The sequence below is a fragment of the Leisingera sp. UBA4491 genome, assembly GCF_002388965.1.
Lineage (GTDB): Bacteria > Pseudomonadota > Alphaproteobacteria > Rhodobacterales > Rhodobacteraceae > Leisingera > Leisingera aquaemixtae.
Map to the genome: position 1 here is coordinate 69,189 of NZ_DGNN01000016.1, position 25,055 is coordinate 94,243.

24 protein-coding genes are annotated in these 25,055 nt (G+C 64.9%); 16 read left to right on the forward strand and 8 right to left on the reverse strand.

Annotated features, from left to right (window positions below; genetic code table 11):
- The first annotated feature begins 116 nt into the window (after positions 1 to 116).
- On the forward strand, positions 117 to 845 hold the full coding sequence (locus tag B2P87_RS08160; protein ID WP_058285086.1) for a helix-turn-helix domain-containing protein: 729 nt from the start codon (positions 117 to 119) through the stop codon (positions 843 to 845).
- Between the two features lie 272 nt (positions 846 to 1,117).
- Here the strand turns inward: B2P87_RS08160 and hemN are convergent, their stop codons facing one another.
- Positions 1,118 to 2,473 (reverse strand): oxygen-independent coproporphyrinogen III oxidase, encoded by a 1,356-nt coding sequence (hemN, locus tag B2P87_RS08165; protein WP_141891152.1) that lies wholly within the window; start codon positions 2,471 to 2,473, stop codon positions 1,118 to 1,120.
- A gap of 62 nt (positions 2,474 to 2,535) precedes the next feature.
- Between hemN and fnrL the strand changes: the two genes are divergently transcribed.
- Complete coding sequence (gene fnrL, locus B2P87_RS08170; RefSeq protein ID WP_058285088.1) at positions 2,536 to 3,276, forward strand: transcriptional regulator FnrL; 741 nt, start codon at positions 2,536 to 2,538, stop codon at positions 3,274 to 3,276.
- Positions 3,277 to 3,642: 366 nt separating this feature from the next.
- A complete protein-coding gene (locus B2P87_RS08175; protein WP_058285089.1) occupies positions 3,643 to 3,900 on the forward strand; it encodes a GlsB/YeaQ/YmgE family stress response membrane protein in 258 nt (85 codons plus the stop codon).
- A 79-nt stretch (positions 3,901 to 3,979) separates the two neighbouring features.
- On the opposite strand, the gene B2P87_RS08180 is transcribed toward B2P87_RS08175, so the two are convergent.
- A complete protein-coding gene (locus B2P87_RS08180; protein WP_058285090.1) occupies positions 3,980 to 4,819 on the reverse strand; it encodes a universal stress protein in 840 nt (279 codons plus the stop codon).
- Between the two features lie 204 nt (positions 4,820 to 5,023).
- Here B2P87_RS08180 and ccoN point away from each other — a divergent pair, with 204 nt between their 5' ends.
- The 4 genes from ccoN to ccoP are packed head-to-tail and all read left to right on the forward strand — an operon-like array spanning position 5,024 to position 8,491.
- Positions 5,024 to 6,634 (forward strand): cytochrome-c oxidase, cbb3-type subunit I, encoded by a 1,611-nt coding sequence (gene ccoN / locus B2P87_RS08185; RefSeq protein ID WP_141891151.1) that lies wholly within the window; start codon positions 5,024 to 5,026, stop codon positions 6,632 to 6,634.
- A 14-nt stretch (positions 6,635 to 6,648) separates the two neighbouring features.
- Complete coding sequence (ccoO, locus tag B2P87_RS08190) at positions 6,649 to 7,377, forward strand: cytochrome-c oxidase, cbb3-type subunit II (protein ID WP_058285092.1); 729 nt, start codon at positions 6,649 to 6,651, stop codon at positions 7,375 to 7,377.
- 11 nt (positions 7,378 to 7,388) lie between these two features.
- On the forward strand, positions 7,389 to 7,625 hold the full coding sequence (locus B2P87_RS08195; protein ID WP_141891150.1) for a cbb3-type cytochrome oxidase subunit 3: 237 nt from the start codon (positions 7,389 to 7,391) through the stop codon (positions 7,623 to 7,625).
- A complete protein-coding gene (ccoP, locus tag B2P87_RS08200) occupies positions 7,622 to 8,491 on the forward strand; it encodes a cytochrome-c oxidase, cbb3-type subunit III (protein WP_141891149.1) in 870 nt (289 codons plus the stop codon). Before B2P87_RS08195 ends, ccoP begins: the two co-directional genes overlap by 4 nt.
- 322 nt (positions 8,492 to 8,813) lie before the next feature.
- Here ccoP and B2P87_RS08205 read toward each other — a convergent pair whose 3' ends face one another.
- Entirely contained in the window at positions 8,814 to 11,315 is a 2,502-nt protein-coding gene (locus B2P87_RS08205) for a Hint domain-containing protein (RefSeq protein WP_141891148.1), read from the reverse strand.
- 394 nt (positions 11,316 to 11,709) lie between these two features.
- On the opposite strand from B2P87_RS08205, the gene B2P87_RS08210 reads away from it, so the two are divergent.
- A complete protein-coding gene (locus B2P87_RS08210) occupies positions 11,710 to 12,696 on the forward strand; it encodes a calcium/sodium antiporter (RefSeq protein ID WP_141891147.1) in 987 nt (328 codons plus the stop codon).
- Here B2P87_RS08210 and B2P87_RS08215 read toward each other — a convergent pair.
- Positions 12,666 to 13,415 carry a DUF2270 domain-containing protein gene (locus tag B2P87_RS08215; protein WP_141891146.1) on the reverse strand — a complete coding sequence of 250 codons (750 nt, stop codon included), beginning with the start codon at positions 13,413 to 13,415 and terminating at the stop codon, positions 12,666 to 12,668. The two genes, B2P87_RS08210 and B2P87_RS08215, sit on opposite strands and share 31 nt — an antisense overlap.
- A 254-nt stretch (positions 13,416 to 13,669) precedes the next feature.
- On the reverse strand, positions 13,670 to 13,870 hold the full coding sequence (locus tag B2P87_RS08220; protein ID WP_141891145.1) for a hypothetical protein: 201 nt from the start codon (positions 13,868 to 13,870) through the stop codon (positions 13,670 to 13,672).
- Between the two features lie 98 nt (positions 13,871 to 13,968).
- On the opposite strand from B2P87_RS08220, the gene B2P87_RS08225 reads away from it, so the two are divergent.
- The 5 genes from B2P87_RS08225 to ccoS all read left to right on the forward strand — a co-directional run bounded on the left by B2P87_RS08225 (position 13,969) and on the right by ccoS (position 19,477).
- Positions 13,969 to 14,844 (forward strand): LysR family transcriptional regulator, encoded by an 876-nt coding sequence (locus B2P87_RS08225; protein ID WP_141891144.1) that lies wholly within the window; start codon positions 13,969 to 13,971, stop codon positions 14,842 to 14,844.
- A gap of 230 nt (positions 14,845 to 15,074) precedes the next feature.
- Positions 15,075 to 16,637: a cytochrome c oxidase accessory protein CcoG gene (gene ccoG / locus B2P87_RS08230; protein ID WP_244940733.1), complete on the forward strand. Its 1,563-nt coding sequence runs from the start codon at positions 15,075 to 15,077 to the stop codon at positions 16,635 to 16,637.
- A gap of 3 nt (positions 16,638 to 16,640) precedes the next feature.
- Complete coding sequence (locus B2P87_RS08235) at positions 16,641 to 17,105, forward strand: FixH family protein (protein ID WP_141891143.1); 465 nt, start codon at positions 16,641 to 16,643, stop codon at positions 17,103 to 17,105.
- Between the two features lie 5 nt (positions 17,106 to 17,110).
- Entirely contained in the window at positions 17,111 to 19,288 is a 2,178-nt protein-coding gene (locus tag B2P87_RS08240) for a heavy metal translocating P-type ATPase (RefSeq protein ID WP_141891142.1), read from the forward strand.
- A gap of 30 nt (positions 19,289 to 19,318) precedes the next feature.
- Positions 19,319 to 19,477 carry a cbb3-type cytochrome oxidase assembly protein CcoS gene (ccoS, locus tag B2P87_RS08245; protein WP_027235212.1) on the forward strand — a complete coding sequence of 53 codons (159 nt, stop codon included), beginning with the start codon at positions 19,319 to 19,321 and terminating at the stop codon, positions 19,475 to 19,477.
- A gap of 239 nt (positions 19,478 to 19,716) precedes the next feature.
- Here ccoS and B2P87_RS08250 read toward each other — a convergent pair whose 3' ends face one another.
- The 3 genes from B2P87_RS08250 to B2P87_RS08260 all read right to left on the reverse strand — a co-directional run bounded on the left by B2P87_RS08250 (position 19,717) and on the right by B2P87_RS08260 (position 22,735).
- Positions 19,717 to 21,354 carry a D-alanyl-D-alanine carboxypeptidase family protein gene (locus B2P87_RS08250; protein ID WP_141891141.1) on the reverse strand — a complete coding sequence of 546 codons (1,638 nt, stop codon included), beginning with the start codon at positions 21,352 to 21,354 and terminating at the stop codon, positions 19,717 to 19,719.
- A 261-nt stretch (positions 21,355 to 21,615) separates the two neighbouring features.
- Positions 21,616 to 21,942: a hypothetical protein gene (locus tag B2P87_RS08255; RefSeq protein WP_141891140.1), complete on the reverse strand. Its 327-nt coding sequence runs from the start codon at positions 21,940 to 21,942 to the stop codon at positions 21,616 to 21,618.
- 79 nt (positions 21,943 to 22,021) lie between these two features.
- Positions 22,022 to 22,735, reverse strand: a complete 714-nt coding sequence (locus B2P87_RS08260; RefSeq protein ID WP_141891139.1) for an HAD family hydrolase — start codon at positions 22,733 to 22,735, stop codon at positions 22,022 to 22,024.
- 106 nt (positions 22,736 to 22,841) lie between these two features.
- Between B2P87_RS08260 and clpS the strand changes: the two genes are divergently transcribed.
- From clpS to B2P87_RS08275, 3 genes are all read left to right on the forward strand, one after another.
- Positions 22,842 to 23,165 carry an ATP-dependent Clp protease adapter ClpS gene (gene clpS, locus B2P87_RS08265; RefSeq protein WP_036761102.1) on the forward strand — a complete coding sequence of 108 codons (324 nt, stop codon included), beginning with the start codon at positions 22,842 to 22,844 and terminating at the stop codon, positions 23,163 to 23,165.
- 12 nt (positions 23,166 to 23,177) lie between these two features.
- Positions 23,178 to 24,167: a methyltransferase gene (locus B2P87_RS08270; protein ID WP_141891138.1), complete on the forward strand. Its 990-nt coding sequence runs from the start codon at positions 23,178 to 23,180 to the stop codon at positions 24,165 to 24,167.
- A gap of 83 nt (positions 24,168 to 24,250) precedes the next feature.
- The gene (locus B2P87_RS08275) at positions 24,251 to 25,054 is read left to right on the forward strand and encodes an SDR family NAD(P)-dependent oxidoreductase (RefSeq protein ID WP_058285107.1); all 804 of its coding nucleotides are present in this window, start codon (positions 24,251 to 24,253) and stop codon (positions 25,052 to 25,054) included.
- Position 25,055: the final 1 nt, after the last annotated feature.

The following is a 25,055-nucleotide window of genomic DNA, read 5'->3' on the forward strand; positions in this document are numbered from 1 at the left end:
ACTCTTGGGGTTGCGGGTATAATGAGCGTTAACGGTGCGCGCATAGAGTGCATAAATGATAATCAGTTTAAAACTGCGTAAAATTATGCAAAAATACCGCCATGCAAAAGAGTGGAATGGATCTTTATGAAAGATTCATGTCAGCACGGACCAGCGCTGACAGGTGGCGTATTGCAAACGAGGTCATGGCCTCGCTCGGAGCTATTGCGCTGAACGTGGCGGAAGTTGAAATAAAAACCCGCAGGCTGCTTTGGCTGAGAAGCAGCATGACCCGGGCATTCCTTGCCGAATATGCGCAGCAGAAATTCTACGAAGTGGACCAGTTTGTTTCGGGAATCGGTCTGCCGTTCTACCCGTCGCTGCACGTAACCGGCACGCTGGAGCGCGCAACGGCGCCAAGCCAGCGGCATTTGGACTTCAATTGGACGACCTGGGATATGGGCTACACCTTGGGGTATGCGATGCGGTTTGCGGGGGCTTGTCCGGGCACCAGCAAGACGGTCGTGTTTTGTGCTGGCGAAACAGCATCGGAGTTCACCGCGGAGCAGTTTGAGAAGATCCGGCAGGCAGGAACGGCTGTTGCTGCCTTTATCGGCGCGCCGGGCTTTGGGGAAGAGTATCCGGCCTTCCCAGCTCAGGATCGAGGCAGCGCTCTGTCGAGCCGGGAAAAACAGATGCTGGCCTTGCTGGCCGCGGGTTATCTGAACACCCGCATCGCGCACGAACTGGGAATCGCTGAGGTCACCGTCCGAAAGACCCTGTTGTCCGCCCGCCGCAAACTGGGCGCGAAGACGCGCGAGGAGGCGCTGGCGATTGCCGTCAGGTCCGGCCTTCTGGACTTTTGAAAAGGCCGGGACTGGCATCCCGGCCTTTCTCAAATGGTTCGGTTCTGAAATTCCGGTCCCGTCCCGTACCCGAGTACCAGAGCGGGTTGAAACGGACCGCTGGAAACGGCTGCGTCTGCAGCCTCGTCGCGTTCCGGGAGGAACAACGCTTGCAAACGCGGAAAGGCCTGCGTTTGCGCTGCGATGGGGAATCCCGGAACGCAAATCCAGTATGCAATCAGACAGCAGCCTGCGCCAGCTATCGATACCGATATGGACCTCTGGCCGGGAGCTCAGATCGCCGGGCTGTGCCCTGCTTTGCTCAGCTCATAGGCATCAAGGCTGCGGGCGATCATCCGGGTCAGCGGCCGGGCCTCCCGCATGATGGCCAGACCCGCAGGCGACAGTTCCAGCATGCCGGGAAACGCCTCTGCGGTGCTGCGCAGCAGCGCGTCCAGACGGTCCGGGGAAACATCGAACCGGGACAGAATCTCCTGGCGGCAGATCCGGAAATCGCACATCAGCGCTTCGATCAGACGCGCCCGCAGCAAATCCTCGCCCTGAAAGACGTGGCCGCGGGCGGTGGCAAACTGGCCTGCGCGGATGGCCCGGATGTAATCCGAGGTGCCTGGGGCGTTCTGGGCGTAGCCCTGCGGGAATCTTGAAATGGCGGAGGCGCCGATGCCGATCAGCACGTCTGAGGGATCGTCGGTATAGCCCTGGAAATTGCGCCGCAACCGGCCGCTGCGCTGGGCAATGGCCAGCCCGTCCGCGGGCCGCGAGAAATGGTCGATGCCGATCTCCCGGTAGCCGTCCCACAGGAACAGCTGGCGGGCGGTCTCAAACAGTTCCAGCCGCGCCTCCGGCGTTGGCAGCGTGTCGGAGCGGATCATGCTTTGGCGCCCGGCCATCCAGGGCACATGGGCATAGCCGTAGACGGCCACCCGGTCAGGGGTGAGCGACAGCAGCTTCTGCACGCTTTCGGTCATTCGCTCCGGGGTCTGATGCGGCAGCCCGAACAGGATATCGGCGTTGAGGCTGCCGATCCCGTGTGCCCGCAGCATGTCGATGGCCCGCTTGGTGGTCTCGAAACTCTGGATCCGGCCGATCGCCTGCTGAATGGTGCTGTCGAAATCCTGCACTCCGACAGAGGCGCGGTTCATGCCCGCCCCGGCCAGCGCATCCAGGCGCCGGTCGCCGACCTCGTTCGGGTCGATCTCGACCGAGAACTCGGCATATGGCGCCAGCGGGAATGCGCCGGTAATCGCTGCGGCCAGATCCCGGATCTGGCTGGCGTTCAGCAGGGTCGGGGTGCCGCCGCCCCAATGCAGGCGCGACAGGGTGATACCCTCTGGCAGCTGCCGGCGGAGCAAGGCGATCTCCGCTTTCAGAACCTCCACATAGGCCGCTACAGGCGCGTCCGATTGGGTGCCCTGGGTGCGGCAAGCGCAGAACCAGCACAATCTGCGGCAGAAAGGCACATGCACATACAAGGAAATTTTGCTGCCCGCGCGAACACTGGATATCCAATTGGAAAATTGGGCGGAATCGGTTGCTTTGCCAAAATGCGGCGCTGTTGGATAACTCGTATAGCGCGGCACTCTGGCGTCAAACAATCCGAGTTTGGCCAATTGAGCTTTCTGATCCATTCCATTACCGTTAAGGGTACGCGCGAGCCCAATCCTTGACCCAGATCAACCGGACCCCCGAAATGAACGCTCCTATCCTGTCACAGTCCAGATGCGGGGACTGCCCGATCCGCCACCGTGCCGTCTGCGCGCGTTGCAATGCGGATGAGCTGGAGGAGCTGGATGCCATCAAATACTACCGCACCTATGAGGCGGGGCAGCCGATTATCTGGTCGGGCGACGTGATGAATTTCGTCGGCTCGGTGGTGTCAGGCATTGCGTCTCTGACCCAGACAATGGAGGACGGGCGCACCCAGATGGTCGGGTTGCTGCTGCCCAGCGATTTTGTCGGCCGCCCCGGACGTGAAGGCGCGGCCTACGATGTGGCGGCGACCACCGATGTGGTGATGTGCTGCTTCCGCAAGAAGCCGTTCGAGGAGCTGATGGAGCGCACGCCGCATATTGCGCACCGGCTTCTGGAGATGACGCTGGACGAGCTGGACGCGGCGCGGGAGTGGATGCTGGTGCTGGGCCGCAAGACCGCGCGCGAAAAGATCGCGAGCCTGCTGGCGATCATTGCGCGGCGCGATGCCACTCTGACGCCGGGCGGCGCCACCAACCGGATGGTGTTCGACCTGCCGCTGACCCGCGAGGCGATGGCCGATTACCTGGGCCTGACGCTGGAAACCGTGAGCCGCCAGATCTCGGCGCTCAAGAAGGACGGCATCATCGAACTGGAGGGCAAGCGGCATGTGACCGTGCCCGACATGCGCCGCCTGATGGAAGAGGCCGGCGACGACAGCGACGGCGGCTTCCTGGGCTAAGGGCGCGGGCGGCATTCTGAGCATTCCCTGATTCACCTGCCGCCGGTTGCGGGCGGCCCGTCGGCGCGGGTCTGCGCTGCGGCCAAACCCGCGTGACCTAATACGTTTGATGCAAGAGGGCAGGCGGGGATCTCCCGCGCCCGCGCATACCCGGCTGTGCCGGACCCGCTGGCGGCCTTGGGCCCGGCACCGCGCAGCGGTGCCATGCCCAACGGGAGGAAGCCCTTCCAACAGGAAGGGCAGACGACGGGCGGGAGAGCCACGGGGGCGTTTGGCAGAAATCCGGACCCCGGCAACCTGAAGCCAGGGCGTGACCCGGCAAAAGGACTGTGATCTACTGGCAGCACCACAAAAACGGAGGCGGCAATGCAGTTTGGAAGCCTGATCGGGATGCTGATCATCGGAGCCTTGGCCGGGTGGCTGTCGGGCAAAATCATGCAGGGGCGGGGGTTTGGCCTCCTGGGCAATATCATCGTCGGCGTGGTCGGCGCCTTTCTGGCCGGGATGATCTTTCCGGCGCTGGGCTTTGCGGCGGGAGGCGGATTTTTCTGGTCGCTGGTCCATGCCACGATCGGGGCGGTGATCCTGCTCTTCCTGATCGGCCTCATCCGCAAGGCCCGTTAGGCTGCTGGCGCACGGAACTGGAAAAGGCGCCCTGCGGGGGCGCCTTTTGCCGCTGCATCCGGCTGGAAAGGCCAGGGCGTCAATGCGCCATCAGCACCGGGACCGCCGCCTGTTCCAGCATGTTGCGGGTGGCGCCGCCAAGAATGGCCTCGCGGAAGCGGGAATGGCCGTATGCCCCCATCACGATCAGGTCAGCGGCTGTATCGGCCGCATGGCGGTTCAGGATGTCCGACACCCGGGTCAGCGTCTTGCTCAGCACGTCGATCTCGCAGGTGACGCCGTGGCGGGACAGCATCTGCGCCAGCATGCCGCCCGGATCGGAGCGTTCCGGCCCGTGCTGCGGCGGGTCGATGACCGCAATGCGCACCAGGTCGGCACCGGTCAGGAAGGGCAGCGACCTGCGGATCGCGGTCATCGCTTCGATGCTTTCGTTCCAGGCCACCAGCACGGTCTTGGGCCGGCGCAGGGGCTCGCCCTTGTCCGGCACCACCAGCACCGGTGCGCGGCCCTCGAACAGGGCCGATTCGACAATCGGCTCGGCCTCGGCGCGCTTCTCCTTGCCATAGGGCTTGCCCAGCACCACCAGGTCGGAGAACCGCGCGTGGCGCGCCACGTGGCGGCCAAGGTCCGCGATCTGCGCAACACCGCTGTCGGTGGCAAAAGGCACGCCTGCGCGCTGCAGCGTTTCCACGGCGCCGGCCTGGATCGCTTCGGCCTCTTCCTGGGCGCGGGCCAGGGTTTCCTGCAGCACCATCGCATTGGCGCCTGCATAGTAATAGCCTGTCTGGGTGCGGTCGACGCCGAGGCAGAGCGCATCGGCATGGGCACCGAATTCCTCTGCCAAAGCCGCAACTTGCGCCAGAGGCGCGGTTGCGGTTTCCGCAGCCGTAAGGACAGTAAGCAAGGATTTGTAGGACATGACACCTCCCGGCGGGGTCTGCGCCGCGGGCCCCCATGGCCCCGGCGAAGGGATTTTCAAAGCACGGGAAGAAGTGTCACATGTCGGCGGGAAGCGTCTTGATGCAGATCAAGGCAGGAGAGAGGCGCGTTTTGCAAGAAGAGCGCGGTCTATTAACGTCCCCGTATCCGCAGGATTCGCGGGGGCACGGCAAAGGGACGCAAGATGTCTAACTATATCAAGCTGATAGCGCTTGGTCTGGTCACGCTGTTTGCGATGATCGGTACCAATTACGCGCGGGATCTGGCTTACCAGGTGCATGCGGTCATCGTGATGATCGTGGCTGGCGGGCTGTTCCTCTATACTTTGCGCCACACCAATGAGCCGAAAAAGGCAGTTGCAGGTGTGGAAAATGAGTATTTCGACAGCGTTGTGCGCGCTGGTGCAATTGCAACCGCCCTTTGGGGCGTGGTCGGGTTTCTGGCCGGGACCTTCATTGCGTTCCAGCTGGCCTTTCCGGCGCTGAATTTCGATTGGGCGCAAGGGTTTGCCAATTTCGGCCGTCTGCGCCCGCTGCACACTTCCGCAGTGATTTTTGCATTTGGCGGCAACGCTCTGATCGCAACCTCCTTCTACGTGGTGCAGCGGACCTCCGCGGCGCGCCTGTGGGGCGGCAACCTCGCGTGGTTCGTGTTCTGGGGCTACCAGCTGTTCATCGTGCTGGCGGCAACCGGCTACCTGCTGGGCGGCACCCAGTCCAAGGAATATGCGGAGCCGGAATGGTACGTTGACCTGTGGCTGACCATTGTCTGGGTCGCCTATCTGGCCGTCTTCCTGGGCACCATCATCAAGCGCAAGGAACCCCACATCTACGTGGCGAACTGGTTCTACCTGTCCTTCATCGTCACCGTCGCCATGCTGCACCTGGTCAACAACGCGACCATCCCGGTGTCGATCTGGGGCTCCAAGTCCGTGATCGTCTGGCCCGGCGTGCAAGATGCGATGGTGCAGTGGTGGTACGGCCACAACGCCGTGGGCTTCTTCCTGACCGCAGGCTTCCTGGGCATGATGTATTATTTCATCCCGAAGCAGGCCGAACGTCCCGTGTTCTCCTACAAGCTGTCGATCATCCACTTCTGGGCGCTGATCTTCCTGTACATCTGGGCGGGTCCCCACCACCTGCACTACACCGCGCTGCCTGACTGGGCCTCGACCCTCGGCATGGTGTTCTCGGTGATCCTGTGGATGCCCAGCTGGGGCGGTATGATCAACGGCCTGATGACGCTCTCGGGCGCCTGGGACAAGCTGCGCACCGACCCGGTGATCCGGATGATGGTGATCTCCGTCGGCTTCTACGGCATGTCCACCTTCGAAGGCCCGATGATGTCGATCCGCGCGGTGAACTCGCTGTCGCACTACACCGACTGGACCATTGGCCACGTGCACTCCGGCGCGCTCGGCTGGAACGGCATGATCACCTTCGGCGCGCTGTACTATCTGGTGCCGGTGCTGTGGAAGCGTGAGCGCCTGTACTCGCTCAGCCTCGTGTCCTGGCACTTCTGGCTCGCCACCATCGGCATCGTTCTTTACGCCGCGTCGATGTGGGTGACCGGTATCATGGAAGGCCTGATGTGGCGCGAAGTGGACGCCAACGGCTTCCTGGTGAACTCCTTTGCCGACACCGTGGCAGCGAAGTTCCCGATGTATGTGGTGCGCGGTCTGGGCGGGGTCATGTTCCTCGCGGGCTCCCTCATCATGTGCTACAACCTGTGGATGACCGTCCGCCGGGCCCCGGCCAAAGAGGCCAGCCTGTCGGTTCAGGTCCCGGCTGAATAAGGAGGGCCGGAGCAATGGCTATTCTCGACAAACATAAGATCCTCGAGACCAACGCGACCCTCCTGCTGATCTGCAGTTTCCTGGTCGTGACCATCGGCGGACTGGTGCAGATTGCACCGCTGTTCTACCTGGAAAACACCATCGAGGAGGTGGAGGGCATGCGTCCCTACACCCCGCTCGAACTGGCGGGCCGCGAGGTCTACATCCGGGAAGGCTGCTATGTCTGCCACAGCCAGATGATCCGGCCGATGCGCGACGAGGTCGAACGCTACGGCCACTACTCGCTGGCGGCGGAGTCAATGTACGACCGTCCGTTCCAGTGGGGCTCCAAGCGGACCGGACCGGATCTGGCCCGGGTGGGCGGCCGCTACTCGGATGACTGGCACGTCGACCACCTGCGCGACCCGCAGGCCGTGGTGCCGGAATCGGTGATGCCGAAATACGGCTTCCTCGAAGACAAGAAGATCGACGGCAAATACATCGGCGACATCATGGCCACCAACGCGCTGCTGGGCACGCCCTACAGCGAGGACATGATCGAAACCGCACAGGCCGACTTCCGCGCCCAGGCGGATCCGGACAGCGACTATGACGGGCTGCTGGAGCGCTATGGCGACAAGGTCAACGTGCGCAACTTCGATGGTCAGCCGGGGGTCTCCGAGGCCGATGCGCTGATCGCCTACCTGCAGATGCTGGGCACGCTGGTCGACTTCTCGACCTTCACCCCGGATGCAAGCCGGTAAGGGAGGATAGGATGGAACTCTATACGCTCCTCAGGGAATTCGCAGACAGCTGGATGCTGCTGTTCCTGTTCACCGTCTTCATCGGCATCATTGTCTGGGCGTTCCGCCCAGGCAGCACCAAGGCTTACGAGGATACCGCAAACATCCCGTTCCGCCACGTCGATGCACCTGCGCCCCGCAAGGGCGACGAGACAGCCGCGCCCCGCAAGGGCGACAAACCCGCCGCGACTAAGGAGGCGAGGGTATGAGCAAGAAATCGCAAAAGTTCGAGGGCGATCCGAAGACCACCGGCCACGAGTGGGACGGGATCGAGGAATTCGACAACCCGATGCCGCGCTGGTGGCTGTGGACCTTCTACGCCACCATCATCTGGGGTGTTCTTTACACCATCGCCTATCCGGCCTGGCCGCTGGTCAACTCGGCCACGGCAGGCATTCTGGGCTGGTCCACCCGCGGCGACGTGGCGGCTGAAATCGCGTCGGTGGAAGAAGCCAACGCGCCAGTCAACGCCAAGCTGGAAGCGGCTGAGCTGGTCGCCATCGCGGACGACACGGAACTGAACACCTATGCCGTCTCTGCCGGTTCCGCCGTGTTCAAGACCTGGTGCGCCCAGTGCCACGGCTCCGGTGCTGCCGGCGCCAAGGGCTACCCGAACCTCTTGGACGACGACTGGCTCTGGGGCGGCTCGGTGGAAGACATCCACGCCACGGTGGCCCACGGCATCCGCAACGAGGACAGCGATGAAGCGCGCTATTCCGAGATGCCTGCCTTCGGCCGCGATGAGCTTCTGGAGAAGGAAGAAATCTCCCAGGTGGTCAACTACGTGATGTCGCTGTCGGGTGAGCCGCAGGACGCCTCCAAGGTTGAGGCCGGGTCGGTTATCTTCGCTGACAACTGTGCCTCCTGCCACATGGAAGACGGCACCGGCGACCGCGCGCAGGGGGCGCCGAACCTGGCCGACGCGATCTGGCTTTATGGCGGCGACTACGCCACCCTGACCGAGACCGTGACCAATTCGCGCTATGGCGTGATGCCGGCCTGGAACACCCGCCTGACCGAAGCGCAGATCCGCGCCGTGTCGGCCTATGTCCACCAGCTGGGCGGCGGCGAATAAGCCGGACCGGGTAATAGAAGAACAAGGAAAGGGCTGCCCGGCGGGCGGCCCTTCTCCGTTTTGGGGCAGGCTGTGCGCAAGGGGGAGCTATGCAGCCGCGCCGCTGAAACACCACAGAGGCGGCCGGCAAAACCGCGTGAGGCTTCGCAATCTTCGCGCCTGCGCTTGTCGGCTGCGGCCGTCACGACGGCGCCGCCGCCTCGGGCCGCTGGCTCAGGTCAGGCTGCTGGGTGCAAAGCAGAAGGGGCAGGGGGCAGGCAGGGCCGGGCGGGGCACAGTGCCCCGGCCCGGCAGAGGGCTAAGCAAGCCAAATGACTTGGGATCAGGCGGCCTGCAGATCTTTCAGGTCGCGCCGCTTGAGCGGGAGGCGGGCAAGGCCGCCGTAGACACCGCGCACCTGCTCCCGGCCCTGTTCGCCTGTCAGGCCGTGAACTGCCGCCAGTTCGGGGAACAGGCTGAACAGCTCCCGTTTGTCCGCAGCGCACAACCCGCGCATTGCCTCGGGGCCGGGCCAGAAGGTTTCCGTTGCGATGCCTTCGGCAAAGATCACCTCGTGCCGCTCTGTCATCAGATGCACATAGGTGACCGGACTGTCCGCAACCGGCTGCCGGGAGCAGTTCGGGTCGATCTCCGCCAGCAGTTTCGCGGACAGGAAGCTTTCGCCGAACGGGGTTTCCCGGTCAAAGGCCTGCGGCCCCGTCAGCAGGCGGTGCTGCGGCGACAGCAGCATCGGCCGCTCCGGGCGCAGCAGGCCGCCCGGGCGGACGCAATAGGGCCGCAGATGAGGGCGCAGCGCCAGTTCCGCCGGGCTGAGGGTGCGCTTGCCGGTCCAGATGACCGGCTGGAACCCGTTGTCAGCGGTCTGCAGCATGTCGCCCACTTGGATCTGCCCGGCAGGAACCGCACCGCGCCGGGTGGCCAGCAGAACATTGGGTGTGAAGCAGGGGATGCCCGCGGAGTAAAGCTGCGGCGCGGTGGAGAGCTGCGCCGGCGCAACCCCCTGCAGAACCAGTTTCTCGCCTGTGGGGAAGGTCAGCAGCGCATTGCCGAACCCGTCGTCGGTGACGGAAACGTCCCAGGCGCGGATGGCGCCGCCGGGGCCGGTGCCGCCGGTCAGCCCGGACACATCAAGCTGGTCGTTGTAAAAACCGTCGGCGTCGTCATCGCCAACACTGAAGTCGCTGACGGTGTCGGTGCCGCCGCCGCCGGTCAAAATCAGCTGGTCATAGCCTTCGCCGCCTGTGATCAGGTCGTCGCCGGCGCCCATAGTGATGGTGTCGTCGCCCTTGCCGGCGTCGATCGTCACCCCGGCGCTGTCAGCCGAGGCATTCACGATGTCGCCCTGATCCGTCAGGTTCAGCAACTCGATCTCGGAAAAGGTGATCGTGTCGGTGCCATCGGTGATCGTGCCGGCCTCATCCCCGGTGTAAGTGACGGTCACGCCGGTGGTGACATCGGACAAGTTGACGGTGTCGTAGTCGTTCCCCGCCTCCCCGCCTTCCAGCGTGTCATTGCCGAACCCGTCCGACATCTTGAAGGTGTCGGCATCGGCTTCGCCATACATCAGGTCATCGCCGGCGCCGCCAACCAAGAGGTCGTTGTCATTGCCGCCGTACATGGTGTCGTTGCCGTCGCCGCCTTCCAGCGTGTCATTGCCGTCGGTCGCGATGATGCTGTCATTGCCGACGCCACCGACCAGGCTGTCGTCGCCGGCAGAGTTTCTGAGGGTGTCGTCGCCCTCGCCGCCGATCAGCGTGTCGTTGCCGAGGCCCGTGGTCAGGCTGTCATTGCCGGCGCCGCCTTCGATATAGTCGTCGCCATCGCCGCCGGAGAGAGTGTCGCCGCCGTCGCCGCCGATCAGCGTGTCGGCGCCGGCACCGCCTTCCAGGATGTCGTCACCGGCGCCGCCTTCCATGCTGTCGTCGCCGTCTTCGCCATACAGGACATCGTTGCCCCCCTGGCCGTAGACCACATCGTTGCCATCCCCCGCCAGAACGGTGTCGTTGCCTTGTTCGATGGGCGTGACAACGGCGTCTTCGATCACATCGCCGGACAGCGTGAAACCGGCCAGGCCGTCGCGCGTCTGCAGCGTGAACTCGATCGAGGACCGGTCTTCGAAGGCGGCGGAGAACCAGGCGTCCTGATCCGTGTAGTCATTCTTCTCCGACCCGGTGGCCGTGACCATGCTGCCGTCAATTGCCGTGCCAAGCGAGGTGTCCTCCGCTACCCCGAAGCTGGTGAAACTGTTGCCGTCGATAATGACCGCCTCGGCATCGCCATAGCTGCTGTTGTCATCAACGTCGTTGAAGGTGGCGGTAGAGTTCAGGTAGACCGGCTCTCCGGTGGCGGGATCGAAGAACTCCAGCCGGAACGTGGCCCGGTCCCCGGGAGAATCGCCGTTCAGCAGGATTTCCGCGCCAGCGTCGTACCCGAATTGCACCGACATGTAATCGTTGGACTTTTCGACCAGAACCAGCCTGCCCCAGACACTGGTGCCGTCTTCCAGAACGGCGATATCGCTGAAGACGGCGTAATCGCCCGCCGACCCGGTGTAGCCGTCGTGCGACACCGTTTGGATGTTGTTGATGTCCAGCACCAGCGGCGAGGCGTCCGCGCCCTGCTCGAATCCGTCGCCCATGTCCCCATAGACAACGTCATCGCCCTCGCCGGCATCAATAATGTCGCTGCCTTCTTCACCGGCGACGGTGTCCTGGCCCGCACCCGCGTCGATCGTGTCGTCACCGGTGGTTCCGTCCATCAAATCGTCGCCTTTTGTGCCTTTCTTGCTGGCGATAAGGTCTTTTACCCAATCCAAGATTGCCATGAGCTGTATCTGACTTTCTATCTGGCGCGGGCGTCAGCACGCGTTAGGAACAATTTTTCGCGGTTGCACCGCCAATGGGAGAGGCGTGATGACGGGAACCGTTACACGAGTGCCGATAAGGAAACGTAAATTCCGCGCAGGTTCTGGGCGTCCGGGCAGGCGCCCGGATCCTGTGGCGGCCTTGCCTGCACCGCGCCAGCGGCCTGCCTGCTGCACTGCGGTCCGCAAGCGGGAGAGGCTTGCAGAAATGACCGCCGCCGCATCTTGAAAGCCACGCGGTGAACGCTCACTTCCGCGCTAGACGTTTCTGCGCCGAGCCGCAAAGGGAAGGCAGCAGGGGCGCTGTCTGCGCGCCCTTGGCAGTTCCAAAGGCGCATTTCCGGAGAGGTTTTGCGTGTTTGATATTTGGCTGCCGCTTTTGAGCGGGCTTGTTCTGCTGATCCTGGGCGGCGAGTTTCTGGTGCGCGGTGCCGTGCGTGTGGCAGAGCGTTTTGGCGTCTCGCCGCTGGTGATCGGGCTGACGCTAGTCGGTTTCGGCACCTCGGCGCCGGAGCTGGTGACGTCGGTGCGGGCAGCGCTGGCCGGGGCGCCGGGGATTGCCTATGGCAACATCACAGGCTCCAACATTGCCAATATCCTGCTGATTGCCGGCGTTTCCGCCCTGATTGCCCCGATGGCGGTGCAGTCGGCAGCGCTGCGGCGCGACGGCGGTGTCATGCTGGCCGCGACGCTGGTCTTTGCCGTACTTGCCGCAACGGTGCCGGTGACCCGGGCTGCGGGGGCAGGGTTTGTCCTGGCTTTGGCAGCTTATATCTGGCTGGCCGTCCGGCAGGAGCGGACAACCGCCGCAGACCACGGCGCGCTGTATGACAAGGCCGCCGCGCTGGAAGGCGTCGATCCGGCGATTGTGCCTGCAAGCCAGCCCAGGCTGCCAATGTGGCGGCCGCTGGCAACCGCCCTGGCCGGGCTTGCCCTGGTGATCGGCGGCGGCGGCCTGCTGGTGGATGGCGCGGTGGAGCTGGCGCGCTCGATGGCGGTCTCCGAAACGGTGATCGGCCTGACAATCGTTGCCGTGGGCACCTCCGCGCCCGAACTGGCGACCTCTGTCGCCGCGGCGCTGCGGCGTCAGGGCGAAATGGCGTTCGGCAACATCATCGGCTCCAACATATACAACCTGATGGGGATCGGCGGTGCAACGGCCCTGATCGCGCCCTCTGAGGTACCGGGGCGGATTGCGGGCTTTGATAACCCAGTGATGGTGCTGGTGACCTTGGGCTTCCTGGCGCTGGCCTGGACCGGCCTGCGGGTGTCGCGGCGCGAGGGGGCGGTGCTGCTGGCAGGCTATGCGTCCTATCTCTGGTGGCTCTGGCCGGCGGCCTGAGCCGCCGCTGAAGCCGCCAGGGTCTTGGGCTTGCGCCCCGATGCCGGCGGGTGGATGCCCAGCCCCTGCTGGTCGTAAAGGCTGCTCCAGATGGCAATGCAGCTCCAGCTCACCACATAGAGAACGCCTGCCGCGATCACCACGCCGCCTGGCAGCGGGCCGATCTCCGCCCGCTCCAGCGCCTGATCAAAGGACTCGATGGGGCGGGGATGGACCGCGATCTTGCCAGCATAGGCCAGCGATTGGATCAGCAGCACCCACAGATAGTTGCGCTTGATCCGCCGCCCGATCGATTGCAGCAGGTTGATGTGATAGTCCGGCCGGTTGTAATCCTGCGCCAGCACCTTCTGCCAGTTTTCCTCCAGATGCAGATCGCCGTCATACAGCATCGGTGCGTAGAAATGTTTCTCCAGCCAGCGCGCGCGGGCGCGGAACACGTTGTAGAACCGGTAGCGCCGCGCCTCCAGCATCAGGAAAAAGATGATCAGGATGCCGACCAGGATCAGCGGCAGCGGCGAGGCTTCGGGCGAGGAATAGGAAATCGACAGCGCAACCCCCAGCGTCACCACCGCCCAGTTGGTGGTGATGTCCAGCCGGGTGCGCCACATCACGCTGCGGTAAACCTCGCCGCGGTACAAATGCGCCAAAGCGCCGACCTCGGCCGCCGACAGCGGAGCGCGGTTCCCGGCGTCTGCCTGTCTGTTCTCTCCGTTGGCCATGGGATGAGAATAGTTTTTTGCTAGAGACGGGCAAATTTTTGCGGCTGTTTGATCCGTGTCAAACTGCGCCGCCGCGAACCGCGCTACACAGGCAAGTGAAAGACATTGCTGCCTGGCAGACATCCCCGCCAAAGCAGCATGACATCCCGCTAGGCCGACGTGCAGGCCGAACGGGTCATGCGCCGGTTTTCCGATCTGTTCGCGCGTTTCCTGGAAAACCGGCGCTTTTTCTTTCTCTCTTCAGGATCAATCCCTCAGATGTTCTGCGGATGGATGCAGCGCGTCTTGACCGGGCGGCGGCGCAGCCAGCCGGCCAGCCGTTTCAGCAGCCCCTTGCGGCGGGGCGGTGCCTCATAGGCGCGGGGCAGCGGTTTGGCGGTAGGCAGATCGCGCAGCTTCACACAGTCCTGGCGCGTCGCGGTCAGCATCGAGCGGGCGTAGATATCGGTCAGCATGGGTCAGCCTCCTATCTTGCTGTCTGTCTCTGATCCTTGCGCGAGCGGGCGATTCCTGCGAGTTAAGAAAAATCGCATCGTGTAAGTTGGAATTACATATGGATTGGTTGCACATGCCGCCGCTTGCGTCACTGCGTGCCTTCTCAGCCTTTGCGGAGGCCGGAAATGTGGTTCAGGCAGGCGCGGCGTTGAATGTCAGCCACGCTGCCATCAGCCAGCAGCTGAGGGCGCTGGAGTCGCATCTGGGCGTGGCGCTGCTGGACCGCAGCGGCCGGGCGCTGGCGCTGACCTCAGAAGGTGCCCATCTGGCGCGGGCGCTGCAGCTGGGCTTTGGCGCAATCCAGGCGGCTGTGCAGGAAATCACCCAAGCGGGCACCGCCCGGCCGCTGCATGTCACCTGCACGCCGATGTTTGCCGCGCACTGGCTGATGCCGCGGCTGCCGGGGTTTCAGGCGGACAATCCCGGGATTGACCTGGTGCTCGACCCCACGGGCAGCTTGGTTGAGCTGAAGCCCGGCGGCATCGACATCGCCCTGCGCTACGGCGACGGCAGCTGGCCGGGGCTGGAAACGGAAATGCTGCTGGCCTCGCCGATGGTGGTGGTTGCCGCGCCGGGGCTTTTGGGCGGGCGGCAGGTGAGCGCGCCCGAGGATCTGCTGGACCTCCCTTGGCTGGAGGAGCTGGGCACGTCTGAGGCCGGCCTCTGGCTGCAATCGCGCGGCGTCAGCGAAGGCCTGCGCGGACCGCGCACCCGGCTGCCGGGCAACCTGCTGATGCAGGCTGTGAAGGCCGGGCAGGGGGTTGCGGTCAGCGTCCGCGCCTTTGTCGAGGAGGAGCTGGCAGAAGGCCGGCTGCTGGCACTGTTCACCGAAGGCGAGGGCCGCGGCTACCACATCGCCACCCGCCCGGGCGTGCTGCGCCCGGAGGCGCGCAAGTTCATCGCCTGGCTCAGGCGGCAGCGGCAGCCGTTCTGAAACCGCTGTTTCCCGACGGAAACCGGCTGTGCATTGCCGTAATCTCTGCGCTGCGGCAACTTGCCTCTGGCAGGCCGCTGCACGCAGGCATAGGTGGCCTTTTGCCTTCACAAGACGCTGTACCGGGCGCGAAAACATGATTGTCCGATACGCTTTTTGATCCACGTCAAAGTTCTGGCACTTTGCATCTGTGACAAGGGCGCCAGACAGCCACAAGACGGAGAGAGTCCGTGAGCGATTCCAACCCAGCCCCGAGCCTGTATGCCGCCAGGGAACCGATTTTTCCCCGGCGCGTCTCCGGACCCTTCCGAAACCTGAAGTGGTACATCATGGCGGTGACGCTGGGGATCTACTACCTGACTCCCTGGATCCGCTGGGACCGCGGGCCCTCGCTGCCGGATCAGGCGGTGCTGCTGGATCTGGCGAACCGGCGGTTCTATTTCTTCTGGATCGAGATCTGGCCGCACGAATTCTATTTTGTCGCTGGCCTGCTGATCATGGCGGGGCTGGGGCTGTTCCTGTTCACCTCCGCTTTGGGCCGGGTCTGGTGCGGCTATGCCTGCCCGCAGACCGTCTGGACCGATCTGTTTATCCTGGTGGAGCGATGGATCGAGGGCGACCGCAACGCCCGCCTGCGCCTGCACCGGCAGAAAAAGCTCGATTTCCGCAAGGTCCGGCTGCGGGTCACCAAATGGGTGGCCTGGTTCCTGATCGGGCTGGCCACCGGCGGCGCCTGGGTGTTCTATTTCGCCGATGCGCCGACGCTGGCTTATGATCTGGTAACGCTGAATGCGCATCCGGTTGCCTACACCACCATGCTGGTGCTGACCGCGACAACCTTCCTGTTCGGCGGCTTTGCACGCGAACAGATCTGCATCTACGCCTGCCCCTGGCCGCGCATCCAGGCGGCAATGATGGATGAGGACACGCTGACCGTCGGCTACCGCGAATGGCGTGGCGAGCCGCGCGGCAAGGGCAACGTTCGCCGCCGCAGCAAGGCCGAGGCGGAAGCGGCTGAGCAGGCCGCACAGGCGGCAGGTCCCGGCCAGGCGGCTTATGCCGGCACGCCGTATCCCGGCCTCTCCCCGGACGCGGACCCTACCGCCGCAACCGGCACTGCCGAGGCCGCAGGGCCCGGCGATTGCATCGACTGCATGGCCTGCGTCAACGTCTGCCCGATGGGGATCGACATCCGCGACGGCCAGCAGATGGAATGCATCACATGCGCGCTGTGCATCGACGCTTGCGACGACGTGATGGCCAAGATCGGAAAGCCGCGCGGCCTGATCGACTATATGGCCCTGTCGGATGAGGCGGAGGAGCGCGAGGGCAAGCCGCCCAAGAACATCTGGAAGCACATCCTGCGCCCGCGCACCATCATGTACACCACCTTGTGGTCGCTGGTTGGCCTGGGGCTGCTGTTTGCCCTGTTCATCCGCTCTGACATCGAGCTGACCGTGGCGCCGGAACGCAACCCGACTTATGTAACGCTGTCCGACGGCTCGATCCGCAACACCTACGACGTGCGTCTGCGCAACAAGCATGGCGAAGAACGCCCATTCCAGCTGTCGATCAAGGGCGATCCGGCAATGCAGATCGCCTTGGAGGGCACCGATGGATCAACCGTGGCAGTGCCCGCTGACACCGCGCTCTTGCAGCGGGTCTATATCGTGACGCCCAAGGACGCTGCGCCGTCCAAAGCGGCCTCGACTCCGGTGCGCATTTGGGTGGAAGATCTGGACAGCGGCGAACGCGCCCATAAGGACACCAGCTTTAACGGCAAGGGGAACTGAACCATGGCCAAGCGCGAACGGGAATTTACCGGCAAGCACGCATTGATGCTGTTCGGCGGCGCCTTTGCGGTGATCATCGGGGTGAATATCGCCCTGGCCGTCAGCGCGGTGAAGACCTTTCCGGGGCTGGAGGTGAAGAACTCCTATGTCGCCAGCCAGGAATTCGACAAGCGCCGGAACGCGCAGGAGGCGCTGGGCTGGTCGGTCTATGCCTCCTCAGCCGGGGACCAGGTCAAGCTGGAGATCACCGATGCCGATGGCAACCCGGTGGAGGTGGCCAAGCTGACCGCTACCCTGGGCCGGGCGACCCATGTGCAGGACGATCAGCAGCCGGAGTTCGCCTTTGACGGCCAGGCCTATGTTGCGCCGGCCGATCTGGGCCCGGGCAACTGGAACATCCGCATGGTGGCGCGGGCCAAGAACGGCACCGAATTCACCCAGCGGGTGATCCTGCACGTGAAAGGCTGACCGCCATGACCGCCCAGCTCCGCCCCTCGCTTGCGGCCTGCCCGGCCTGCGTCGCCGCCCCGCATGACAGTGCGGAGCAGGCGCCGACGGAGGCGCGGCTGGCGCTTTCGCTGCCGGGCATTCACTGCCAGGCCTGCATTTCGGCAGTGGAGCGGGAGCTGAACGCCGAGCCCGGAATCCGTTCGGCGCGGGTGAACCTGACCCTGAAACGGGCGCTGATCGAGGCGGACCCGGACGTGCGCGCCGCCGACCTGATCCCGGTGCTGGAACGCATCGGCTATGAGGCGCATGAGCTGGATCTGGCGGCGCTTGCGGCGACCCAGAACGACAAGGCGGGCCGCGATCTGCTGATGCGGCTGGCGGTCGCGGGCTTTGCCTCGATGAACGTGATGCTGTTGTCGGTGTCGGTCTGGTCCGGCGCCTCGGACGCGACCCGGGACATGTTCCACTGGATCTCCGCCGCGATCACCTTCCCGGCGATCGTCTTCTCCGCCCAGCCGTTCTTTGCCAATGCCTGGACCGCCCTGCGGGTCAAACGCCTCAACATGGACGTGCCGATCGTGCTGGCGCTGGTCTTGGCGCTGCTGACCTCGCTGTGGGAGACCTTCCTGTCCGGCGAGCACGCCTATTTCGACGCTGCCCTGACCCTGACCTTTTTCCTGCTGGCGGGCCGCTACCTGGATTACCGCACCCGCGCCGTGGCGCGCTCCGCGGCAGAGGAACTGGCGGCGCTGGAGGTGCCCCGGGCGGTCCGGCTGCTGGACGGCGATGAATATGAGGTGCCGGTGGCGGATCTAGCCATCGGCGATCTGATCCTGGTGCGCCCCGGCGGGCGGATGCCGGTGGATGGCGAAATCGTCGCAGGCCAGTCGGAGCTCGACCGCTCGCTGCTGACCGGCGAAACCCTGCCGGTGTTTGCCGCACCGGGCCTGGCGGTTTCCGCCGGTGAAGTGAACCTGACCGGCCCGCTGACCATCCGCGCCACGGCAGTGGGCGAGGATACCTCGCTGCACCGCATGACCGATCTGGTTGCGATCGCGGAGTCGGGCCGCTCGCGCTACACCTCGCTGGCGGACAGCGCGGCCAAGCTCTATGCGCCGGGGGTGCACATCCTGTCGGCGCTCGCCTTTGCGGGCTGGTATCTTTACACCTTCGACATCCGCACGGCGCTGAATATCGCCGCCGCGGTTCTGATCATCACCTGCCCCTGCGCGCTGGGCCTTGCGGTGCCTGCGGTCACCACCGCCGCCTCAGGCCGGCTGTTCAAGAAGGGTATGCTGATCAAACACGCAACCGCACTGGAGCGGCTGGCAGAGGTGGACACGGTGGTGTTCGACAAGACCGGCACGCTGACCGCCGGCACGCCGGAGGTCACCAACCTGGGCGGCCACGCCCGGGCGGATCTGGAGATTGCGCTGGCGCTGGCCGAAGGCTCCTCGCATCCCTTGTCAGTGGCGCTGGCCCGTGCGGCACGTGAGGCCGGGGTCAAGCCTGCCGCAGTGCAGGAGATCACCGAGGTTCCGGGGTATGGCGCCGAAGGCCTGTACCGCGGCGCCCGCGTGCGGCTGGGCCGCGCGGCCTGGGTCGGCGCTGAACAAGGCAGCCAGACCGCGGCCTGGCTGGACAGCGGGGCGGGGTCGGCCAAACCCTTCCTGTTCACCGATGCGCTGCGCCCCGGCGCGGCAGAGGCTGTGCAGGCGCTGAAGGAGGTCGGCAAGGACGTACTGCTGATTTCCGGCGACACCACCGGCGCGGTCGAGGATCTGGCCCGGCGGCTGGGCATCGCCAAATGGGTGGCAGAGGCGCTGCCTGCCGATAAATCCGCCCGGGTGCGCCTGCTGGCGGATCAGGGCAAGAAGGTCCTGATGGTGGGCGACGGCCTTAACGACACTGCAGCACTGGCAGCGGCGCATGTGTCGATCTCCCCGGCCTCGGCGCTGGATGCGGCGCGGGTGGCCTCCGACATCGTGCTCTTGGGCCAGGACCTCAGCCCGATTGCCGAGGCCTGCGGCGTGGCGCAGAAGGCGACCCGCCGCATCCGCGAGAACTTCCGCATTGCCACGCTCTATAACGTGATCGCGGTGCCGCTGGCGATTGCCGGGCTGGCCACGCCCTTGATTGCGGCGCTGGCGATGTCTACCTCTTCCATTACCGTCTCCCTCAACGCGCTGCGGCTGCGCTGAGGGCGCGCCTGAAAGCATGGAACCGACCCTATGAGCGTCCTCACCTACCTGATCCCGATTTCGCTGATCCTCGGTGCGGTGGGTCTGGCGGCCTTCATCTACACGGTGCGCAGCAACCAGTATGACGACCCCGAAGGCGACGCCCGCCGCATCCTGAGCGACGAGTGGGACGACAAGCCCAAGCCCTGAGCGGGTTCTTAGCACCCAAAAAACTCCCGCCCCCGCAGGTGCCCTGGCTGAGGCCAGAGCCCCTTGGCGGCGTTGGGCGTGGCACCGCGCATGGCGCGGTGCCACGCCCAACGGGAGGAGGGGTTTTCGTCAGAAAAGCCTGACGACGGGCGGGAGCGGCTGGCGGAGACTGGGCGCAGGTCACGAAAAAGGCGCCGCGGGGGCGCCTCTTTGCTGCTGATCTGAAGCTACGCCGGTCGTCAGGACGGGCCGATCGGGTTGCAGGTCACGTTGCGGGCGTTCAGGCGGCGGCAGGCCAGTTCCGCCTGCTCCTGGCTCATGCCGAGGAAGTTCGCCTCAAACCCGCGCCGGGTGTTGGCCACCTTGCGCAGGGAGCCGTCCAGTGTCTCCAGCTCCGACAGCGCGGTGCGCAGCAGCACCTTCTCAGCCTGGTAGCGGCTGCTGTAGAGACCGACATTGATGCCCCAGTAGCGCCCGCCGGAGGTGGACAGGCGGGTGACCACAACCGGTTCCGGCTCCGGCGAGGCCTCTGCCAGCGCCAAGCTGGCCGGGCGGGCGGCGGGCCGAAGGCCGGTAAAGGGCACCCGCTGCACCGCGGCGATGACCGTGGCGGCCGCAGCTGTTTCCAGGGGCGCCGGCTCCGCTTCCGCTTCGGCCAGCGCAACGGCAATGCTGTCGCGCACGGCATCCCGCTGCAGTGCCGCGTCTGCGCTGACAGTCTGCACGTTCTCGATCTGCTCTGGAGCCGTCTTTTCCGGCGCGGCCCCTGTCTCTGCCTCCGCTGCCGCAGCTTCCGCGGGCGGCGTCTGAAGCGCTTCCTCAAGCGCGGCCACCAGCACCGGCGACTCGCTGGCGCCGGGGCGCAGTTTCGGGCGCAGGCTGGTTTCCACCTGGCCGCTCACCCGGATGGTCTTGCCGGCAACCGCGTGCGCGGGCCCGTCATCGGCCTCGGCCACCACAACATTGCCAGCGCCCTGATAGGCGGGCCGCTGCGGTTTGCGCAGCGCGGCGCGAGAGGGGGCGCGGCGGAAGCCGAGATCCAGCAGCTCCGCCACCTTGGCATTGCGCGAGGTGGTGGACTTGCCGCCGAACACGGTGGCGATGATCCGCTCGTTGCCGCGCTTGGCGGAGGCCACCAGGTTGAAGCCCGCCGCCCGGGTATAGCCGGTCTTGATCCCGTCGGCGCCGCGGTAGGCGGCCAGCAGGCGGCGGTTGGTGTTGGGCACCTCGCGGATGCCGGCATTGGTCGAGCGGCGCGAGAACAGGTTGTAGTACTCCGGGTAATCATAGAGCAGATGCCGCCCCAGCGTGGTCATGTCGCTGGCGGTCGACAAATGCCCGCTGGCAGTCAGCCCATGGGCGTTCTTGAAGGTGGTGCGGGTCATCCCCAGCGCCTTGGCAGTACGGTTCATCCGGCGGGTAAAGGCGGCCTCGGACCCCGACAGCGTCTCGCCGATGGCGGTGGCCGCGTCATTGGCGGATTTCACCGCCGCGGCACGGATCAGGTAGCGGAAGGCAATCCGCTGGCCGGACTTGAGCCCCAGCTTCGAGGGCGGTTCGGCAGCCGCGTTACGCGAGATCTTGACCTTGGTGTCCAGCGTGATCTCGCCGTTCCGCACAGCTTCGAACGCGATGTAGAGCGTCATCATCTTGGTCAGCGAGGCCGGGTGCAGCCGGGTATCGGCATTGCGCGAGTGCAGCACCTCGCCGGTCCTGGCATCAATGACCATCGCCGCATAGGGCGCGGCCTGCGCCCTTTGCGGAGCCAGCCCCAGCCCAAGTCCCAGAACTGCCAGAAGAATACCTGCCGCTGCCCAGAGGAAACGGGTGCGGAAATACCGGCCAGACGCCGGAGTGTCCTGCGTGATCACTGCCATGTTTGCCTCGTGCCGCCGGTTGTCCGGCTGACGTTTCTGCCTGTTGGTTAAAGCGTAACACAGGGTTTACGAGGAATAAACAGCGGCGAAACGCGCGTGTTCGGCGCAGCCGTTAAGCACTGCCGGCATGTAGTGGGTTTTGTACGCCGGGCCGCTAGATGCGGGATGTGCTAATAAAGGGTTACTAAAAAAACTTGCAATTGAGCAATCTAAAGCGGCCCGGGGCGGGCCTCAAGACGGGCTGCAAGGGCTGCAAAGCCCTTAGCCGGGGTGAAAATGGGTCACATAAAAGGGCGTGGAATAGCTGAGGCCCAGCGAGAATTCGCAAGGCTGGCCCAGCTGCGCCTTGATGCGGGATTCGAGATCGGCCAGCAGCGCCTTGGAAAACGCCTCGTCCCGGTGCGGCTTGCTCAGCAGCGCAACGCTGACGGCGATATGGCTGTGGCGGAACTGATCCGCCGGATAGGCGCGCCCCTTGCAGGCGCCCGCACCGGCGTCGTGCTCCAGAATTACCGCCTCAATCGTGGCGAGGATGGCGGCGGCGTCGATCTCCAGATCGCTGGAGTATTTCAGCTCGGCGTGCGGCATGTCCCGGTGTCTCCTTCGCGGTTTGCCAATGGGATAACGGCCGCGCAGCGGCCCGTCCAGCATCCACCGGGTAAGCCGGTTAGCCCAGACGCCCCACCAGATCCGCCAGCCTGCCGAGGTCGGTAATCTCGGTGTAACGCGGGCTGTGCTCCGGGGCTTCGGCGTGCTCCACCTCCCAGACCAGCCCGTGCGGCACATAAGTGCCCCAGCCGCCGGCCTCGATCACCGGCACCACGTCCGAGCGCATCGAGTTGCCGACCATCATCGCCCGCGCGGCGCCGTCGCCGTGGCGGGCAAAGATGTCCAGATAGACCTCGGGCGTTTTTTCCGAGACCACCTCAACCCCGTCAAACAGCTCGCCCAGGCCGGATTGCGCCAGCTTGCGCTCCTGATCCAGCAGGTCGCCCTTGGTGATCAGCACCACCTTGTAACGGCCCGCCACCGCCTCCACCGCCTCGCGCGCATGGGGCAGCAGTTCGATAGGGTAGGACAGCATCATCTGGCCCGCGGTGATCAGCTCCTTGATCACGGCGCCGGGAACCTGCTCCTCCGTCACGTCGAGCGCGGTTTCGATCATCGACAGGGTAAAGCCCTTCACCCCGTAGCCATAGCGCCCCAGGTTGCGCTTCTCAGCGTCCAGCAGCCGCCGCTCCAGCTCTCCCGGGCCGATGTCATCCGATGTGTGATCCATCAGCAATTCGGCGAATCTCTCCTGCGTCACGCGGAAGAACCGTTCGTTGTGCCAAAGGGTATCGTCGGCATCAAAGCCGATTGTTGTCAAATTACGTGTCAATCTGCGGGTCTCAGTCTCTTTTCCTGAACAGGTAAGAGGCTATATAAGCGGCACAGGAAATTCCATGCATCACTGGATCAAATTGCTTATGCCGCTGCAGCCCATCATGATGACGGATCATTCAGACGACGACACAGAAGCGGGCGTCCTGACCAAGACGCGCCCCAAGACCAAGCGTCCGCCGCGCTACAAGGTGCTGCTGCTGAATGACGACTACACCCCGATGGAATTCGTGGTGATGGTGCTGGAACGGTTCTTTGGCATGACCCACGCGCAGGCGTTCGAGATCATGCTGACGGTGCACAAAAAAGGCGTGGCGGTGGTCGGCGTGTTCAGCCATGAGGTGGCTGAGACCAAGGTGGGCCAAGTGATGGATTTCGCCCGCCGCCACCAGCACCCGCTGCAGTGCACCATGGAAAAAGAAGACTGAAGAGGCCTTTATATGTCTGTACGCCTGTCCCTGGCCGCCCAATCGGGCGGCTTTGCTGTGCCGTCCGAGGGCCGCATCGCCGTGTTCCACCCGCGCGCCGAACACGACTTGTCGGCGCTGCCCAAGGAGCAGCTGCTGATCATTCAGCCGTTCCGCCCCGACCACGATCACTTCGCTGCGCAGGGGTACGGCTGCGTTCCGGCACCTGAGGCGGGGGCAGAGTATTCAGCCGCCGTCGTCTTTCTGCCGCGGGCCAAGGCGCTGGCGCGGATGCTGGTGGCGCAGGCCGCCGCTGCCACCCGGGGCCAGGTGCTGATCGACGGCGCCAAGACCGAAGGCATCGATTCGGTCCTGAAGGACCTGCGCAAGCGCTGCGAGCCTTCTGCGCCGGTGTCCAAGGCGCATGGCAAGGTGTTCTGGATCGAGGGCGGCACCGATTTGTCCGGTTGGCTGCCCGCAGGCCCGCAGCAGGTTGAGGGGTTCATCACCGCCCCCGGAGTGTTTTCGGCAGACGGGATCGACCCGGCCTCCCGCATGCTGGCGGCGGCGCTGCCCAAGAAACTGGGCCGCTGCGTGGCCGATCTGGGCGGCGGCTGGGGCTATCTGTCGGCGCAGGTGCTGAAGCATGAAGGCGTTGAGGAACTGCACCTGGTTGAGGCGGACCATGCCGCACTGGCTTGCGCCCGCCTGAATGCGGCGGACCCGCGGACGCAGTTTCACTGGGCCGATGCCCGCAGCTGGAAGGCGCCCGGCCCGGTGAACACCGTGGTGATGAACCCGCCGTTCCACACCGGCCGCGCGGCGGAGCCGTCGCTGGGGCAGGCGTTCATCGCCGCCGCGGCCGCGATGCTGGCGCCAGGCGGCAGCCTGTGGATGGTGGCCAACCGGCACCTGCCATATGAAACCGCGCTGGCGGACCGCTTTGCCCAGGTGCGCGAAGAAGGCGGCGATAACCGCTTCAAGATTCTGCACGCGGCCAGACCAAAGCGCGGGCGCAAGTAACCGCGCTCCGGGCGCAATGCCGGTTTCCAATCCGGCAGTCCCGGTCTAACGTGCCTGCCAAACGGCCCAGGGAGTGATCTCGCATGTCCTTTTCCATCTCCGGCAAGACTGCCATCGTGACCGGCGCCGCCAGCGGCATTGGCCTGGCGATCGGCAAGCAGTTCGCCGATGCCGGCGCCAATGTCATGTTCGCCGACACCCAGGAGGCGCAGCTGGTTGCCGAGCTGGGCGAGCAGGCCGACGAAAGCAACATCCGCTATTTCGCCGGCGACCTGCGGGAGCGTCTGACCATCGCCAATCTGCTGTCGGCCACCATCGACGCCTTTGATGACATCGACATTCTAGTCAACGGCGCCCGCCAGGTGGTGGCAACCGACGCGCTGGATGCGCAGGACGAAACCCTGGACCAGCTGCTGAACCAAAGCCTGCTGCCAACGGTGCGCCTGTCGCAGCAGGTGGCCCGGCGGATGATCAAACAGGGCGAGGAGCGCGGCAGCGACAGCCCTCTCGGCAGCATCATCAACCTGTCGTCGATTGCCGCGCGGCGCACCCATCCCGACCTGATGGCCTATTCGGTCGCCTCTGCCGCGCTGGATCAGGCGACCCGCTCGCTGGCCGTTGCGCTGGCGCCCTACCGGATCCGGGTGAACTCCATCGCCTTCGGCTCGGTGATGAGCGCGTCGATGCGGGACACACTTAAGGAAAACCGCAGTTTCCGCCAGGATATCGAGGCGCACACGCCGCTGGGCCGGGTCGCTTCGCCGACCGAGCTGACCGAAACCGCGCAGTATCTGGCCTCGGATGCCTCCGGGTTCATGACCGGCCAGGTGGTGACGCTGGACGGCGGCCGCACCCTCTTGGACCCGGTGTCCGCGCCGATGCACTGAT

Excerpts from the sequence above, each read along its gene's own strand:
- B2P87_RS08160 (WP_058285086.1), top strand. The coding sequence starts at position 117 with ATGGATCTTTATGAAAGATTCATGTCAGCACGGACCAGCGCTGACAGG.
- hemN (WP_141891152.1), bottom strand. The coding sequence starts at position 2,473 with ATGGATCAGAAAGCTCAATTGGCCAAACTCGGATTGTTTGACGCCAGA.
- fnrL (WP_058285088.1), top strand. The coding sequence starts at position 2,536 with ATGAACGCTCCTATCCTGTCACAGTCCAGATGCGGGGACTGCCCGATC.
- B2P87_RS08175 (WP_058285089.1), top strand. The coding sequence starts at position 3,643 with ATGCAGTTTGGAAGCCTGATCGGGATGCTGATCATCGGAGCCTTGGCC.
- B2P87_RS08180 (WP_058285090.1), bottom strand. The coding sequence starts at position 4,819 with ATGTCCTACAAATCCTTGCTTACTGTCCTTACGGCTGCGGAAACCGCA.
- ccoN (WP_141891151.1), top strand. The coding sequence starts at position 5,024 with ATGTCTAACTATATCAAGCTGATAGCGCTTGGTCTGGTCACGCTGTTT.
- ccoO (WP_058285092.1), top strand. The coding sequence starts at position 6,649 with ATGGCTATTCTCGACAAACATAAGATCCTCGAGACCAACGCGACCCTC.
- B2P87_RS08195 (WP_141891150.1), top strand. The coding sequence starts at position 7,389 with ATGGAACTCTATACGCTCCTCAGGGAATTCGCAGACAGCTGGATGCTG.
- ccoP (WP_141891149.1), top strand. The coding sequence starts at position 7,622 with ATGAGCAAGAAATCGCAAAAGTTCGAGGGCGATCCGAAGACCACCGGC.
- B2P87_RS08205 (WP_141891148.1), bottom strand. The coding sequence starts at position 11,315 with ATGGCAATCTTGGATTGGGTAAAAGACCTTATCGCCAGCAAGAAAGGC.
- B2P87_RS08215 (WP_141891146.1), bottom strand. The coding sequence starts at position 13,415 with ATGGCCAACGGAGAGAACAGACAGGCAGACGCCGGGAACCGCGCTCCG.
- B2P87_RS08220 (WP_141891145.1), bottom strand. The coding sequence starts at position 13,870 with ATGCTGACCGATATCTACGCCCGCTCGATGCTGACCGCGACGCGCCAG.
- B2P87_RS08225 (WP_141891144.1), top strand. The coding sequence starts at position 13,969 with ATGGATTGGTTGCACATGCCGCCGCTTGCGTCACTGCGTGCCTTCTCA.
- B2P87_RS08235 (WP_141891143.1), top strand. The coding sequence starts at position 16,641 with ATGGCCAAGCGCGAACGGGAATTTACCGGCAAGCACGCATTGATGCTG.
- B2P87_RS08240 (WP_141891142.1), top strand. The coding sequence starts at position 17,111 with ATGACCGCCCAGCTCCGCCCCTCGCTTGCGGCCTGCCCGGCCTGCGTC.
- ccoS (WP_027235212.1), top strand. The coding sequence starts at position 19,319 with ATGAGCGTCCTCACCTACCTGATCCCGATTTCGCTGATCCTCGGTGCG.
- B2P87_RS08250 (WP_141891141.1), bottom strand. The coding sequence starts at position 21,354 with ATGGCAGTGATCACGCAGGACACTCCGGCGTCTGGCCGGTATTTCCGC.
- B2P87_RS08255 (WP_141891140.1), bottom strand. The coding sequence starts at position 21,942 with ATGCCGCACGCCGAGCTGAAATACTCCAGCGATCTGGAGATCGACGCC.
- clpS (WP_036761102.1), top strand. The coding sequence starts at position 22,842 with ATGATGACGGATCATTCAGACGACGACACAGAAGCGGGCGTCCTGACC.
- B2P87_RS08270 (WP_141891138.1), top strand. The coding sequence starts at position 23,178 with ATGTCTGTACGCCTGTCCCTGGCCGCCCAATCGGGCGGCTTTGCTGTG.
- B2P87_RS08275 (WP_058285107.1), top strand. The coding sequence starts at position 24,251 with ATGTCCTTTTCCATCTCCGGCAAGACTGCCATCGTGACCGGCGCCGCC.